At 44.0% G+C, this 12,698-nt stretch carries 17 protein-coding genes; 13 read left to right on the forward strand and 4 right to left on the reverse strand.

Going from position 1 to position 12,698, the window contains the following annotated elements:
- The first annotated feature begins 59 nt into the window (after positions 1-59).
- The gene (serB, locus tag J3U75_RS07715) at positions 60-902 is read left to right on the forward strand and encodes a phosphoserine phosphatase SerB (protein ID WP_267391360.1); all 843 of its coding nucleotides are present in this window, start codon (positions 60-62) and stop codon (positions 900-902) included.
- A gap of 101 nt (positions 903-1,003) precedes the next feature.
- Complete coding sequence (pip, locus tag J3U75_RS07720) at positions 1,004-1,945, forward strand: prolyl aminopeptidase (RefSeq protein WP_100152244.1); 942 nt, start codon at positions 1,004-1,006, stop codon at positions 1,943-1,945.
- A gap of 85 nt (positions 1,946-2,030) precedes the next feature.
- On the opposite strand, the gene J3U75_RS07725 is transcribed toward pip, so the two are convergent.
- Positions 2,031-2,570: an NAD(P)H-dependent oxidoreductase gene (locus J3U75_RS07725; RefSeq protein ID WP_267391362.1), complete on the reverse strand. Its 540-nt coding sequence runs from the start codon at positions 2,568-2,570 to the stop codon at positions 2,031-2,033.
- Positions 2,571-2,674: 104 nt separating this feature from the next.
- On the opposite strand from J3U75_RS07725, the gene J3U75_RS07730 reads away from it, so the two are divergent.
- From J3U75_RS07730 to iscX, 11 genes are all read left to right on the forward strand, one after another.
- Positions 2,675-3,037, forward strand: a complete 363-nt coding sequence (locus J3U75_RS07730) for a winged helix-turn-helix transcriptional regulator (protein WP_267391363.1) — start codon at positions 2,675-2,677, stop codon at positions 3,035-3,037.
- Between the two features lie 197 nt (positions 3,038-3,234).
- Positions 3,235-3,705 carry an Rrf2 family transcriptional regulator gene (locus tag J3U75_RS07735; RefSeq protein WP_100139742.1) on the forward strand — a complete coding sequence of 157 codons (471 nt, stop codon included), beginning with the start codon at positions 3,235-3,237 and terminating at the stop codon, positions 3,703-3,705.
- A gap of 38 nt (positions 3,706-3,743) precedes the next feature.
- Positions 3,744-4,958, forward strand: coding sequence for an IscS subfamily cysteine desulfurase (locus tag J3U75_RS07740; protein WP_100139741.1), 1,215 nt, complete (start codon positions 3,744-3,746; stop codon positions 4,956-4,958).
- 135 nt (positions 4,959-5,093) lie between these two features.
- A complete protein-coding gene (iscU, locus tag J3U75_RS07745) occupies positions 5,094-5,477 on the forward strand; it encodes a Fe-S cluster assembly scaffold IscU (RefSeq protein ID WP_025330175.1) in 384 nt (127 codons plus the stop codon).
- A gap of 7 nt (positions 5,478-5,484) precedes the next feature.
- Entirely contained in the window at positions 5,485-5,745 is a 261-nt protein-coding gene (locus J3U75_RS07750; protein WP_267391371.1) for a TraR/DksA C4-type zinc finger protein, read from the forward strand.
- Between the two features lie 43 nt (positions 5,746-5,788).
- Positions 5,789-6,109: an iron-sulfur cluster assembly protein IscA gene (iscA, locus tag J3U75_RS07755; RefSeq protein ID WP_100139739.1), complete on the forward strand. Its 321-nt coding sequence runs from the start codon at positions 5,789-5,791 to the stop codon at positions 6,107-6,109.
- 157 nt (positions 6,110-6,266) lie between these two features.
- Positions 6,267-6,770, forward strand: a complete 504-nt coding sequence (gene hscB, locus J3U75_RS07760) for a Fe-S protein assembly co-chaperone HscB (RefSeq protein WP_267391372.1) — start codon at positions 6,267-6,269, stop codon at positions 6,768-6,770.
- Between the two features lie 86 nt (positions 6,771-6,856).
- Positions 6,857-8,725 (forward strand): Fe-S protein assembly chaperone HscA, encoded by a 1,869-nt coding sequence (hscA, locus tag J3U75_RS07765; protein ID WP_267391373.1) that lies wholly within the window; start codon positions 6,857-6,859, stop codon positions 8,723-8,725.
- Positions 8,726-8,778: 53 nt separating this feature from the next.
- A complete protein-coding gene (locus J3U75_RS07770) occupies positions 8,779-9,405 on the forward strand; it encodes a glutathione S-transferase family protein (RefSeq protein ID WP_267391374.1) in 627 nt (208 codons plus the stop codon).
- A 75-nt stretch (positions 9,406-9,480) separates the two neighbouring features.
- Positions 9,481-9,822: an ISC system 2Fe-2S type ferredoxin gene (fdx, locus tag J3U75_RS07775; RefSeq protein WP_100139735.1), complete on the forward strand. Its 342-nt coding sequence runs from the start codon at positions 9,481-9,483 to the stop codon at positions 9,820-9,822.
- A gap of 80 nt (positions 9,823-9,902) precedes the next feature.
- On the forward strand, positions 9,903-10,097 hold the full coding sequence (gene iscX, locus J3U75_RS07780) for a Fe-S cluster assembly protein IscX (protein ID WP_100152239.1): 195 nt from the start codon (positions 9,903-9,905) through the stop codon (positions 10,095-10,097).
- A gap of 133 nt (positions 10,098-10,230) precedes the next feature.
- Here the strand turns inward: iscX and J3U75_RS07785 are convergent, their stop codons facing one another.
- From J3U75_RS07785 to ispH, 3 genes are read right to left on the reverse strand one after another with little or no spacing between them, the layout of a single operon-like run.
- On the reverse strand, positions 10,231-11,040 hold the full coding sequence (locus J3U75_RS07785; protein WP_100139733.1) for an ABC transporter permease: 810 nt from the start codon (positions 11,038-11,040) through the stop codon (positions 10,231-10,233).
- Positions 11,040-11,744 carry an ABC transporter ATP-binding protein gene (locus tag J3U75_RS07790; RefSeq protein ID WP_267391375.1) on the reverse strand — a complete coding sequence of 235 codons (705 nt, stop codon included), beginning with the start codon at positions 11,742-11,744 and terminating at the stop codon, positions 11,040-11,042. The genes J3U75_RS07785 and J3U75_RS07790 overlap by 1 nt, the downstream gene beginning before the upstream one ends.
- Positions 11,741-12,682 carry a 4-hydroxy-3-methylbut-2-enyl diphosphate reductase gene (ispH, locus tag J3U75_RS07795; RefSeq protein ID WP_267391376.1) on the reverse strand — a complete coding sequence of 314 codons (942 nt, stop codon included), beginning with the start codon at positions 12,680-12,682 and terminating at the stop codon, positions 11,741-11,743. Before ispH ends, J3U75_RS07790 begins: the two co-directional genes overlap by 4 nt.
- Positions 12,683-12,698 lie beyond the last annotated feature (16 nt).

Raw genomic sequence — 12,698 nt, forward strand, 5'->3', positions numbered from 1 at the left:
GTTGTCAAGCCTGATACTGATGTCTATACTGGGCATTTTTATCAAGCTGTGTATTTGTCATGAGTTTCGTTCTGGTTTTACAGCACGCTGATTTGCTTTCCTGTGATTTGTCTGCATTAGATGCAATTATGCCTATTTCACCTGAGTACAGTTTCAATAAATCAGTATTACGCTTACCAGTACAGAAAGAATTCAAGCTTGAAGAGGCAGTACAAGCTAAGCTACTGGCACAGCATATTGATTTTGCTATTCTACCGGATAAGTGTTTTGCTGACTTGGGACTGATTGTCAGCGATATGGATTCAACCCTGATTACGATTGAATGTGTAGATGAAATTGCGGCCGGCGTGGGTCTGCAGGCAGAAGTAACAGCCATTACTGAACGCTCAATGCGCGGAGAAATTGACTTTGAGCAATCATTACGTGCTCGGGTAGCATTGTTAAAATGGTTACCGGTTACTGAACTTAACCGAGTATATGACGAAGTTTTGAAATTATCACCGGGAGCCGAATGGCTGTTACAGCAATGTCGAGAATATGGGGTAAAGTTTTTGCTGGTTTCAGGTGGCTTTACTTACTTTACTGATCGTCTCAAACAGCAATACGGGCTTGATTACACATATGCCAACCAATTAGTAGTGCAAAACGATATGTTAACTGGCGAGCTAACCGGCCGTATTATCGATGCACAGGCTAAAGCTGATTTACTGGCAGAATATTCAGCAAAGTTAGGATTGGCTAAATCTCAGATTGTGGCTATGGGGGACGGTGCCAATGATATTCCGATGTTACAGGCTGCCGGTTTTGGTGTAGCTTATCATGCAAAACCAAAAACTCAGGCTGCTACTACCATCAGTGTACGCTTTGGTGGTTTGGATGCGGTGCGCAAATGGTTTCGCTGATATTTAGTTTTATCTTACAGGCTTATACTAAAAACTGTTTGCAATCAATTTAGAATTAATAATAATCACTTAGTTACATAAATATTTTTAGGAATACACTTATGTACCCGATAGCTGAGCCATATCAGTCTGGCCTATTGCAAGTTTCTGCAATTCATCAGATTTACTGGGAAGAAAGCGGTAATCCGGCCGGTAAGCCGGTAATTTTTTTGCATGGCGGACCGGGTGCAGGAGCTTCACCAGCTTGCCGAGGTTTTTTTAATCCAGAAAAATACCGCATCATTATAATAGACCAGCGTGGCTGCGGCCGCTCCCTACCTTATGCTTGTATTGATGACAATACCACTTGGGATCTGGTAGAAGATATAGAAAAAGTACGCCGAATGCTTCAGATTGAGCGATGGCAAGTCTTTGGCGGTTCTTGGGGCAGTTCGTTGGCATTAGCCTATGCTAAAACTTATCCGCATCGAGTGACCGAGCTAGTACTTCGAGGAATATTTTTATGCCGTCCACATGAAATGGATTGGATCAATCAGCAGGGTGCCAATCGTTTTTTTCCTGAAGCATGGAAAAATTATCTTGCTCCGATTGCTGTGGATAAACAACACAATCTGATTGATGCCTACCATGAGTTGCTTTGCCATCCTTATACCGATGAAGCCTCCCAGCTTAATGCAGCTCGAGCATGGGCACAGTGGGAAAGCAATATTGTTCATTTGGAACCAGATCAAGCCGGGGTGGATGAATATGACGATTCTTATAAAGCATTAGCAATCGCTCGCATTGAAAATCATTATTTTGTTCATCGCTGCTGGCTGGCGAGTGAATTTGCTTTACTAGAAAATATTCAAGTGTTGGCTGATATTCCGATGGTGATTGTTCAGGGGCGCTATGATATGTGCACACCATTTGAAAGTGCTTGGGAGTTAAAACAGGCTTTGCCTCATGCCAAGCTGGTGGTCACCATAGCGGGACATTCTGGATTTGAACCAGCCAATCAAGCGGCATTGGTGGCTGCTACAGACGCTTTTGCTAATCAATAGTTAACCTATACAAGATTAAGCTTTAATTAAACAGGCCTGATTCGAATCAGGCCTTTTATGTTGATCAAAATTAACTTTATCTTGCTTAGCAAAATTTCTGAATCAGACTGTATAAACTGCCACTGTGTTGTTCAGCTTTTGCTGCTATGGCATTTTTTGCTATACCCGATACTGGAGAAATGCCATATAAGGCAGTATACCCAAGGTAATTCATTTGCGTATATTCCGCAGATTGTTTTACTGATTGTAAAAAATCATCGATGAGAAAATGATTTACTTTTTGAAAATAAATCTCTGGTTGACCAACCGTCATAGAGACGAGTAATGTTTTACCCTTCAATTTGTTTCCTAGTGAACCATAGGCAAATTGATAAGTGAACACTTGATCAAACCAAATTTTTAATATAGCGGGCATATTAAACCAATACATTGGGTATTGAAGAATAATAAGCTCATGACGAAGCAAAGCTTGTTGCTCGGCATCAACATCAATCTGATAATCAGGATATAAATTGTAAATATTTCTAATCTCTATATCCGGTAGTCTAACAGCTAAGGATTCGGATATTGTTTTGTTTGCAATGGAGTTTTTAAAATCCGGGTGCGCCAGTATCATTAGGGTCATGATTTTTCCTCAATAAACTATAAAAATTTTATGTACTCAAATAATTTTAGTAGAATTTAAAAAAAATACTATAACTATCAAATATGAGAGTTAGGAAAAAAATCATGCATACAGATGATTCCTGTGCAATTACCCATCGTGGTAAACGCTATCATTGCAATATTAGTTTAGCTATGAATCTAATTGGCGGTAAATGGAAAGGTGTGATTCTTTATTATTTGCGTAGTCAACCAAAAAGATTCAGTGAACTCAGAAAAAATATGCCAGATATTACTGAAATGACGCTAAGCCTTCAGCTTAAACAGCTAGAGAAGGATGAGTTAATTACTCGAACGGTGAAAGGTGATAAACCTCCCGTACAAGTGAGCTATGCACTTACCAACAAAGGTCATTTACTTAGCCCGATTTTAATGTCTCTATGTAACTGGGCCGAACTGATTAATGATGAAAATCAAAAAATGCTTTAGGTTTGAGCAGATAAATAATTTTCAATTATGATTTCTGGCCGGTTTATACGATCTGAATGGGTTGGTTTCAATTTGATTCTTTTATTTTGGCTGGTTTCGGCTCTAGCATAATTACTTGATTTAGCCATGAATAAAGTTGACTAAAATTGTCGGGTATTAGATAATTCAGCCATTGTCAATCTATTTCGGGTTTTGCCATGCGTTTAACCACCAAAGGGCGTTTTGCTGTTATTGCCATGCTGGATTTAGCCATGCATGCGCAATCTGGTGCGGTAAACCTGACTGCGATTAGTGAGCGCCAGCGTATTTCCTTATCTTATCTGGAACAGCTTTTTGGCAAATTACGCCGTGCAGGGCTAGTAGAAAGTATCCGAGGTCCGGGTGGCGGCTATGTTTTAAGCCACGCTGCCGACCATATCAATATTGCCGATATCATTGCGGCTGCAGAAGACACGATGGATGCAACATTGTGCGGCGGCCATGCAGACTGTCAGGATGGTACGCCTTGCCTGACTCACGATTTATGGGTCAACCTAAATAAAACCATAGACGATTATCTGCGCGGAATTACTTTGCAATGTATCCTCAATCAACAATCTTACCGAAATATCAGTAATGAACAAAAAAGCAGCCTTGAGCAGCCGATTACCTTGATTAATCTGCACTAAAACCAGCGCTGTGATAGATATTTAAAGAGAACACGACAATGACCGTAAAACTTCCTATTTATCTGGATTATTCAGCCACCACGCCAGTAGACCCGCGTGTAGCAGAGAAAATGATTCCCTATCTGACTGAATTCTTCGGCAACCCCGCTTCAAACAGCCACAGTTTCGGCTGGCAGGCAGAAGAAGCAGTAGAAAATGCCCGGAATGAAATTGCTGCATTAATTGGTGCTGATTCTAAAGAAATTATTTTTACGTCCGGTGCCACTGAATCGGATAATCTGGCACTGAAAGGAGCCGCTCAGTTCAACGCCAGTAAAGGCAAACATCTGATTACGGTCAGAACTGAACACAAAGCTGTACTGGATACGATGCGTGAGCTGGAACGTGAAGGTTTTGAGGTCACTTATCTCGGCGTAAAAGAAAACGGTCTAATTGATTTGGATGAACTGAAAGCAGCAATCCGCCCAGATACAACTGTTGTAAGTGTAATGTGGGTGAATAATGAAATCGGCGTGATTCAGGATATTGCCGCTATCGGAGCAATCTGCAACGAAAAAGGCGTAATTTTTCATGTTGACGCCGCGCAGGCTACCGGCAAAGTACATATTGATGTAAAAGCCAATCAAATTGGCTTGCTCAGTATGTCGGCTCACAAAACCTATGGTCCTAAAGGGATTGGTGCTTTATATGTACGGCGCAAACCGCGTGTACGTCTGAATGCACAGATGCATGGTGGTGGTCATGAGCGTGGTTTCCGCTCTGGCACGCTGGCTACTCATCAGATTGTTGGTATGGGTGAAGCATTCCGTCTGGCACGTTTGGAAATGGATAAAGATAATGCGCATGCTAAAGCTCTGCGTGACCGTTTTCTTAATGCCATCAAAGATGTTGAGGAAGTGTATATTAATGGCGACCTTGAACATCGTGTTTACCAGAATCTGAATATCAGCTTTAATTTTGTGGAAGGTGAAAGCCTGATTATGGCGGTGAAGGATATTGCGGTATCCAGCGGTTCTGCTTGTACTTCAGCAAGTCTGGAACCGAGCTACGTGCTGCGCGCTCTTGGCCGTAATGATGAATTGGCGCATAGTTCGCTGCGTATTACTTTTGGGCGCTTTACTACTGAAGAAGAAGTGGATTACGCTGCCGAACTGATAAAATCCAAAATCGGTAAATTACGCGAGTTGTCACCGTTGTGGGAAATGCATCAAGAAGGTATTGATTTAAGTAGTGTGGAGTGGGCAGCTCATTAATCTGCGTGCAATAGTAACCTTCGGTTTCTGCTTTAGTAATCCCGTACAAGGCAACATTCCCTCTAAACCGAGGGCTATTTGATGTGCAGAATAGGATTTTGCCTCTCAGCATAATAATTGTTAAAGGAACATATCATGGCCTACAGCGATAAAGTCATTGATCATTATGAAAATCCACGCAATGTTGGTTCGTTTGAAAAGGGAGACCAGAGCGTGGGCACTGGCATGGTGGGTGCACCGGCCTGTGGCGATGTAATGAAGTTGCAAATCAAGGTAAGCGATAACGGTATCATCGAAGACGCTAAATTCAAAACTTATGGTTGTGGCTCGGCTATCGCCTCTTCCAGCCTAATTACAGAATGGGTAAAGGGCAAAAGTTTGGATGAGGCGCTGGCCATTAAAAACAGTGCCATCGCAGAAGAACTGGCATTGCCACCGGTGAAAATCCACTGCTCAATTTTGGCCGAAGATGCCATCAAGGCTGCTGTAGCAGATTATCGAAAAAAACATAACGAGTGATATGACAATGTTAAGCAGTACCGCAAACAATGATGAATCCACTACGGAAAAAAATGATAATCAGCAGGTTAATGCAGTACGCCTAAACAATATCAGAATGTGTTCCAATCAGTTTTGTCTTGAATGTAACGAACCCATTTCACCCGAACGCCAGTTTCAATATCCTGGCACGCGTTTTTGTAGTAATTGTGAGGAAAAAATCGCCGTTAAACGCTCTTTTCTCTCTTCCTATAAACGCCGTTTTAACCGTAACCGTAATCAAACCTGAATGACTAATGCTCATTCAGGTCTCAGTTCTGACAGGAGAGAATATGATTTCTCTGACTGAAAAAGCCGCCCAGCACATCAGTAATTATTTGACCAAACGTGGTAAAGGCGAAGGTATTCGCCTAGGAGTCAAGAATAGCGGTTGTTCAGGTATGGCCTATACACTGGAATTTGTCGACCAAATCCAGCCGGAAGATTTAATTTTTGAGCAACATGGTGTCAAAGTCTTTGTTGACCCCAAAAGCCATGTCTATCTGGATGGTACCGAGCTTGATTTTGTTAAAGAAGGTTTGCAGGAAGGATTTAAGTTTGCCAATCCCAATGCAAAAGATGAGTGTGGTTGTGGCGAAAGTTTTCACGTATAAGTACGAAATATTGCTACCAATAGCGATCACCTACTACCTTGTATCGCATCACAACGAGACATTGACTGCAGAAAAAGCAGATTAACAATCCCAAATTTGCCTTATTACTTTGATGTGACTTCTGCTTCTATCCTGTTATCACCACAAGGTGAAATACATGAACCAATACTTTGCTTTGTTTCAGCTACCCGAACAATTTAACATTGATATTAAACAGCTCGAACAGAATTATCATTTACTGGCTGCACAATGTCATCCTGACAAATTTGCAGCCAGCAGCAGCTTTGAGCAGAAGCAGGCCATGATGATGGCAGCCACGGTAAATGAAGCTTATCGTATTCTATGCAATCCCTTGGATCGTGCGGCCTATCTGTTACAACAGAAGGGCATAGATGCAGATGCACCGGAACACACTCATTTTCCAGCCGAATTTCTGATACAGCAAATGCAGTGGCGCGAAACATTGGAAGATGCACGAGCTGAGGCGGATACAGCTACTCTACATGAATTGGCAACAACCATTCAGCAGGAACAAAACCATTTATATCAAAAACTTGATACCGCTTTTGCGCAGAATCAGGCGGATAAGGCAGCTGAATTGGTGCGTCAGGGGCGTTTTTTATACAAATTAAATGCCGAAATACAGGCTGCATTGCTCTGACACCGTTAACTTCAGCGTCAGAAATATGATTTAAAATAAGTTTAAATCATATAAGTAACATCTAAAATCAGGACTTAGTTCAAATTATGGCTTTATTGCAAATTGCCGAACCCGGCCTTTCTGCCGCCCCGCATGAGCACCGACGTGCCGTGGGAATCGATTTAGGCACCACCAACAGTCTAGTGGCCACTGTACGCAGCGGTCATGCAGAATGTTTAGCAGACGAACAAGGGCGAATTACTCTGCCTTCAGTAGTCCGTTATCAGCAGAATTGTGCTCCAGAAGTAGGTACAGATGCATTAAAAGCCCAGCGCATTGATCCTTCCAATACCATTAGTTCGGCCAAACGCCTTATTGGCCGAAGTCTGGACGACATTAGAAATCAGCCTGAAACCCATTACCTGCCCTATCGTTTCACCGATGAAGAACGCATCATCAGTATTCAGACCCGCGCCGGTAATAAAACACCTATAGAAGTTTCTGCGGACATTTTGCGCGTGCTGAAAACACGGGCAGAAAATAGTTTGGGTGGTGAACTGGCTGGCGCTGTAATTACCGTACCAGCATATTTCGATGATGCCCAGCGGCAGGCCACCAAGGACGCAGCACGCCTAGCCGGCTTGCACGTCCTTCGTTTACTTAATGAACCTACTGCCGCTGCCATTGCCTATGGTTTGGATAATGCCGCCGAAGGAACGTTTATTGTTTACGACCTTGGCGGAGGTACATTTGATGTTTCCGTTCTAACATTAAGCCGTGGCTTATTTGAAGTAAAAGCCACCAATGGCAACAGTGCCTTAGGTGGGGATGACTTTGACCAGCGCCTTTTTTGTTGGTTATTGGAACAAAACAAATTGTCTCAGCTTAATGCACAGGACAGCGCCCTACTGCAATCACTTTCGCGCGCAGCTAAAGAATCCTTAACGACTGAACAATCCACCACCATAGCTGCTACGCTTTCCAATGGTCAACAAATAGTCACTGATATTAGCCGAGATACGTTCCATCAGCTTACACAACCACTGGTAGCCAAAACACTGGAGCCGGTTAAACAGGCTATGCGTGATGCGAATATCAGCAAAAACGATATAAAAGGCGTTATTATGGTTGGCGGTGCCACTCGAATGCTGCATGTACAGCAGGCTGTAGCTACCTTTTTTGGCCAAACGCCACTGAATAATCTCAATCCCGATGAAGTAGTTGCGCTCGGTGCTGCCATGCAGGCCAATGTACTGGCCGGAAATAAAAATGATGATGAATGGCTGCTTCTGGACGTTACTCCCCTCTCATTGGGGCTGGAAACATATGGCGGTTTGGTTGAAAAAATCATTCCGCGCAACAGCACCTTGCCTACCGCCCGCGCCCAAGATTTCACTACATTTAAAGACGGCCAGACCGCAATGATGATTCATGTAGTACAGGGAGAACGTGAATTGGTTTCGGATTGCCGCAGTCTCGCCCAATTTACTCTGCGCGGTATCCCGCCAATGGCTGCCGGTGCTGCACGCATTCGGGTGACCTTTCAGGTAGATGCCGATGGCCTGTTATCTGTTTCCGCAAGAGAACAAACTACCGGCGTACAGGCTCATATTGAAGTTAAGCCCTCATACGGATTGGATGACACAGTTATTACTCAGATGCTAAAAGACAGCTTTACCCATGCACAGACTGATGCGCAGCAACGCGCCCGTGCGGAAGCAATAGTAGAAGCTGAAAGCATTATTGGCGCAGTCAGCAGCGCCCTAAATCTTGATGCTGATTTACTCAGTGCTGCCGAACAGCAAATCATCGACACAGCCTTGGCACAAATCAGACACCAGATGGAAATTGGCAATGCACAGGACATCCGTGATGGCATACAAAAGCTTAGCCATGCCACAGATGAGTTTGCTGCCAGACGCATGAACCGTAATATACAGCGTGCCTTACAAGGCAAAAACGTTAGCGATATATAGAATTCAACCACAGACAGCTAAAAACTATCTGTACTTACACAGGAGATAAAACAATGTTAAAACTATATTACCTACCAGGTGCATGTTCATTTGTCCCCCACGTAGCTCTACAATGGAGTGGACTGGATTATGTAGCAGAAGCAGTAAGTCGCGATAAAATAAAATCTGCAGAATATCGGGCTCTGAATCCGCAAGGTCAGGTACCTTTACTTGTAGATGGAAACTGGGCACTAAGTCAGAATATAGCTATTATTGATTATATTAATGATTTAGCACCCGATAAAGGTATCTATGGCGCTGCATCAGCTACTGACCCTAAAATACGTGCCAAAGCTCGGCAATGGCTGGCTTTTGCCAATAGTGACCTGCATACAAAATTCAAGCCTCTATTCGGGGCAGCCAGAATGGTTGATGGTGAAGCTGCTCAGAACAGTCTTATTGCTTATGCTAGTAGTGATGTTGAAAACACATTTGCATCGTTAGATAAAATGCTGGCTCAGCAAGATTATTTAACAGGTAATAGCATCAGTATTGCCGATGTTTACATTTTCATTGAAATGCAATGGGCTCAGAGATGTAAAATTGATCTTAGCAAATATCAGCATTTGACTTCTTTTGCTCAGCGGGTAAGCGCTGACAATGGTGTCAACACAGTGCTGAAAGCACAAGGCTTGATATAATACTCACTCCGGCGTGGCTGGTAGCAAGAATAGACACCAGCCACGCCTTGCATCATTTAGAATGACGGAACTACCATGCCCAAAATTACTGTACTGCCTCACCCACAACTTTGTCCTGAAGGAAAAATTTTAGACAATATTCCGTCCGGCACCTCAATTTGTGATGCATTACTTGAGCATGATATTGAAATTGAACACGCCTGCGAGCAATCCTGCGCCTGTACCACCTGCCACGTGCTCGTGCGACAGGGCTACGACAGCCTACCTGAGCCAAGCGAACAGGAAGAAGATTTACTCGATCAGGCATGGGGGCTCGAAGCCGATTCACGTCTGAGCTGTCAGGCTCGTTTGGCAGATAGCGATGTAACCATTGAAATCCCCAAATACACTATTAACCATGCACGTGAAGAACACTGATATCAGAGCACAGCTCAAAATTACCGCTTGCCATCACTATTTTTTTTACTAATTCTTAACAATTAATACAGAATCACATCATGAAATGGACTGATATACATCAGATTGCCGAAGAACTGGCAGACCGTCACGAAGACATCGATCCTACCACCATCCGCTTTACTCGATTGCGTGAACTAGTATTGGCCTTACCAGACTTTGATGACCAGCCAGAGCATTGCGGTGAGCGCGTACTTGAAGCCATTCAGCAAGCATGGATAGATGAAACTGACTGAGCAGAAAAGCATACCAGCAATCAAACCATATCTATCATGACATTTTAAACAACAAACTCAACTGATAACAGCCAGAACACTATAGCCACCCTTAAGGGCAAATGTTCTGGCTAAAAATAAATTATCCAAATATCTAAGCTTTTTCTGTATTACGCCGTTGCAAACGCCAGCTACAAAACTGCCAGCAGCGGTTGAACACATGGCGATACACAAAAATCGCACACAGCAGGCAGCCACCGGCAGAACCAGCACAAATCAGAAACATGGTCAGTAACTGAAAACGAATGGCCTGATCAGGTGAAGCACCGGCCAGAATCTGTCCGGTAATCATTCCCGGCAGACTCACCAGCCCTACTACACTCAACTGATTAATCGTCGGCAACATCCCAGCGACAACGGCAGATCGTGCCGTATCCCGATAAGCTTCCCAGCCACTGGCGCCCATGGACAATAAAACTTCTACCCTAGCCTGCTGCTGGCGTAAGTCCTGTGTTAACCGGTCAAGACATAAAGCTACAGCAGTTAAACAATTACCAAGCACCATACCCAAAATCGGAATGACATACTGCGGCGAATACCATGGATGGATATGAAGCACCGCATACAGTCCTACTGCCGCACTTAACCAAGAAGCCAACCACACCGAAGACAGTGCATCACGAGTCAGACCACGATAAACATAGCTACCACGAGAGCGCGCCGAAAATCCGGCTATTAAGGTCATCACAGCAATAATCAGCAGTACCCAATACCATTGATTAGCCGCAAAAATCCATTTAAGCAACAAGCCTACAATGGATAACTGCACCACAGCACGCACAGCAGATATCAAAATCCGTTTCGTTAACCCTAGCTTTAGCCATAATGATACACCGGCACTCACCAAAATCAGCAAAGAAGCCAGAGCCAGCTCAGCAACACTAATATAATTAGTTCCTTGCATTATTGCCTCCCATTCTTTACCGAATGCTTGATGTGCGTTATTCGTCCGGCATCAAAATACCAGATTTCATCACCCACTTCGCTAACTTGTTGCTCACTATGCGAAACCCACATATAGGCAGCCTGCGGATTTGCCTGTTGCCACTGATTAACCAGTTTCTGTACCGTGCGTGCAGAATCCTCATCCAGAGAAGCTGTGGGTTCATCCAGCAACAATACCGGAGGATTCAACTGTAAAATACGCAGCAGACAAACCAATTGCGCTTCACCACCCGATAAATCGGTACCGTCACGCTCCAGAAAATGCTCATCCTTACCCAGATTCTGCAAAACCTGAAGCACATGTTCCGGCTGAAACGTCAAATGCTGATAATGATGCAAAGTATAAGGTAACTGCAAATTATCACGCACCGTACCCGGAATCAATACCGCCTGCTGACGCACATAAGCAATCTGGCTACGGTGCCGTGCAATACTATGTGCATTCAAATTCACAGGCTGATTCTGACAATACAACGTACCAGCAGCAGGTAAATCTAGCAAAGAAATTGTACGTAAAAAAACCGATTTTCCTGCTCCGGATGCACCGCTGATTGCCACACGTGCCCCAGCTCTGAGCTGAAAATCGATATCCTGTAATAACATTCTGCCATCATCATGGGCGCGCTGACACACACCCTCACCAGATAAAATTGGCGTATTCATGACGAACCACGCAGTTCTTTCGGCAGCACAAACATAATATTTTCCTCCACACCCTCACCTTCGGTAACTGTTGGATATCCCCAGGAAACAATCGTCTGTACAACATCATTAACCAGTACCTCCGGTGCTGACGCACCGGCAGTAACGCCAACACGGCGCTTGCCGGAAAACCACTCAGTCTGCAGACAGCTGGCGTTATCTACCATATAAGCATCAACACCCAGCAAAGCTGCCACTTCGCGTAAACGATTACTATTCGAACTGTTAGGAGACCCTACCACAATTACCACATCACAAGTAGCGGCTAACTTCTTTACCGCCTCCTGACGATTGGTGGTTGCATAACAAATATCCTCTTTATGCGGACTTTTAATGTGAGGAAAACGCTGTTTCAACGCAGCAATAATACCGCTGGTTTCATCTACCGATAACGTTGTCTGGCTCACATGTGCCAGCTTTTCTTCATTGCGGACCTGTAAACCTGCCACATCAGCAACTGTTTCCACCAGCAGCATTGCCCCCGGCGGCAGTTGCCCCATCGTACCTTCTACTTCCGGATGACCCTTATGCCCGATCATCAAAATCTGATATCCCTGCTCATCAAGACGAGATACCTGTCTGTGGACTTTCGTTACCAAAGGACAAGTAGCATCAAAAATACGGAAACCACGCGCCACCGCTTCTTGCTGTACCGCCTGCGATACTCCATGTGCCGAATAAATCAACGTGGCATCAGGTGGCACATCATCCAGACTCTCAATAAACACTGCGCCCTTGTTACGCAGATTATCAACAACAAACTTATTATGTACCACTTCATGGCGTACATAAATCGGTGCACCATATTCTTCCAAAGCCCGTTCTACAATACTGATGGCTCGGTCAACACCAGCACAGAATCCACGCGGATTAGCCAGTAAAATCTTTTTGTCGCTCATTCAACTTCCCGTTAGC

Source organism: Snodgrassella sp. B3088, assembly GCF_026535815.1.
Classification (GTDB): Bacteria; Pseudomonadota; Gammaproteobacteria; order Burkholderiales; family Neisseriaceae; genus Snodgrassella; species Snodgrassella alvi_E.

Bases quoted from the DNA above. Each gene is read 5' to 3' on its own strand.
- serB (WP_267391360.1), top strand. From the start codon at position 60: ATGAGTTTCGTTCTGGTTTTACAGCACGCTGATTTGCTTTCCTGTGAT.
- pip (WP_100152244.1), top strand. From the start codon at position 1,004: ATGTACCCGATAGCTGAGCCATATCAGTCTGGCCTATTGCAAGTTTCT.
- J3U75_RS07725 (WP_267391362.1), bottom strand. From the start codon at position 2,570: ATGACCCTAATGATACTGGCGCACCCGGATTTTAAAAACTCCATTGCA.
- J3U75_RS07730 (WP_267391363.1), top strand. From the start codon at position 2,675: ATGCATACAGATGATTCCTGTGCAATTACCCATCGTGGTAAACGCTAT.
- J3U75_RS07735 (WP_100139742.1), top strand. From the start codon at position 3,235: ATGCGTTTAACCACCAAAGGGCGTTTTGCTGTTATTGCCATGCTGGAT.
- J3U75_RS07740 (WP_100139741.1), top strand. From the start codon at position 3,744: ATGACCGTAAAACTTCCTATTTATCTGGATTATTCAGCCACCACGCCA.
- iscU (WP_025330175.1), top strand. From the start codon at position 5,094: ATGGCCTACAGCGATAAAGTCATTGATCATTATGAAAATCCACGCAAT.
- J3U75_RS07750 (WP_267391371.1), top strand. From the start codon at position 5,485: ATGTTAAGCAGTACCGCAAACAATGATGAATCCACTACGGAAAAAAAT.
- iscA (WP_100139739.1), top strand. From the start codon at position 5,789: ATGATTTCTCTGACTGAAAAAGCCGCCCAGCACATCAGTAATTATTTG.
- hscB (WP_267391372.1), top strand. From the start codon at position 6,267: ATGAACCAATACTTTGCTTTGTTTCAGCTACCCGAACAATTTAACATT.
- hscA (WP_267391373.1), top strand. From the start codon at position 6,857: ATGGCTTTATTGCAAATTGCCGAACCCGGCCTTTCTGCCGCCCCGCAT.
- J3U75_RS07770 (WP_267391374.1), top strand. From the start codon at position 8,779: ATGTTAAAACTATATTACCTACCAGGTGCATGTTCATTTGTCCCCCAC.
- fdx (WP_100139735.1), top strand. From the start codon at position 9,481: ATGCCCAAAATTACTGTACTGCCTCACCCACAACTTTGTCCTGAAGGA.
- iscX (WP_100152239.1), top strand. From the start codon at position 9,903: ATGAAATGGACTGATATACATCAGATTGCCGAAGAACTGGCAGACCGT.
- J3U75_RS07785 (WP_100139733.1), bottom strand. From the start codon at position 11,040: ATGCAAGGAACTAATTATATTAGTGTTGCTGAGCTGGCTCTGGCTTCT.
- J3U75_RS07790 (WP_267391375.1), bottom strand. From the start codon at position 11,744: ATGAATACGCCAATTTTATCTGGTGAGGGTGTGTGTCAGCGCGCCCAT.
- ispH (WP_267391376.1), bottom strand. From the start codon at position 12,682: ATGAGCGACAAAAAGATTTTACTGGCTAATCCGCGTGGATTCTGTGCT.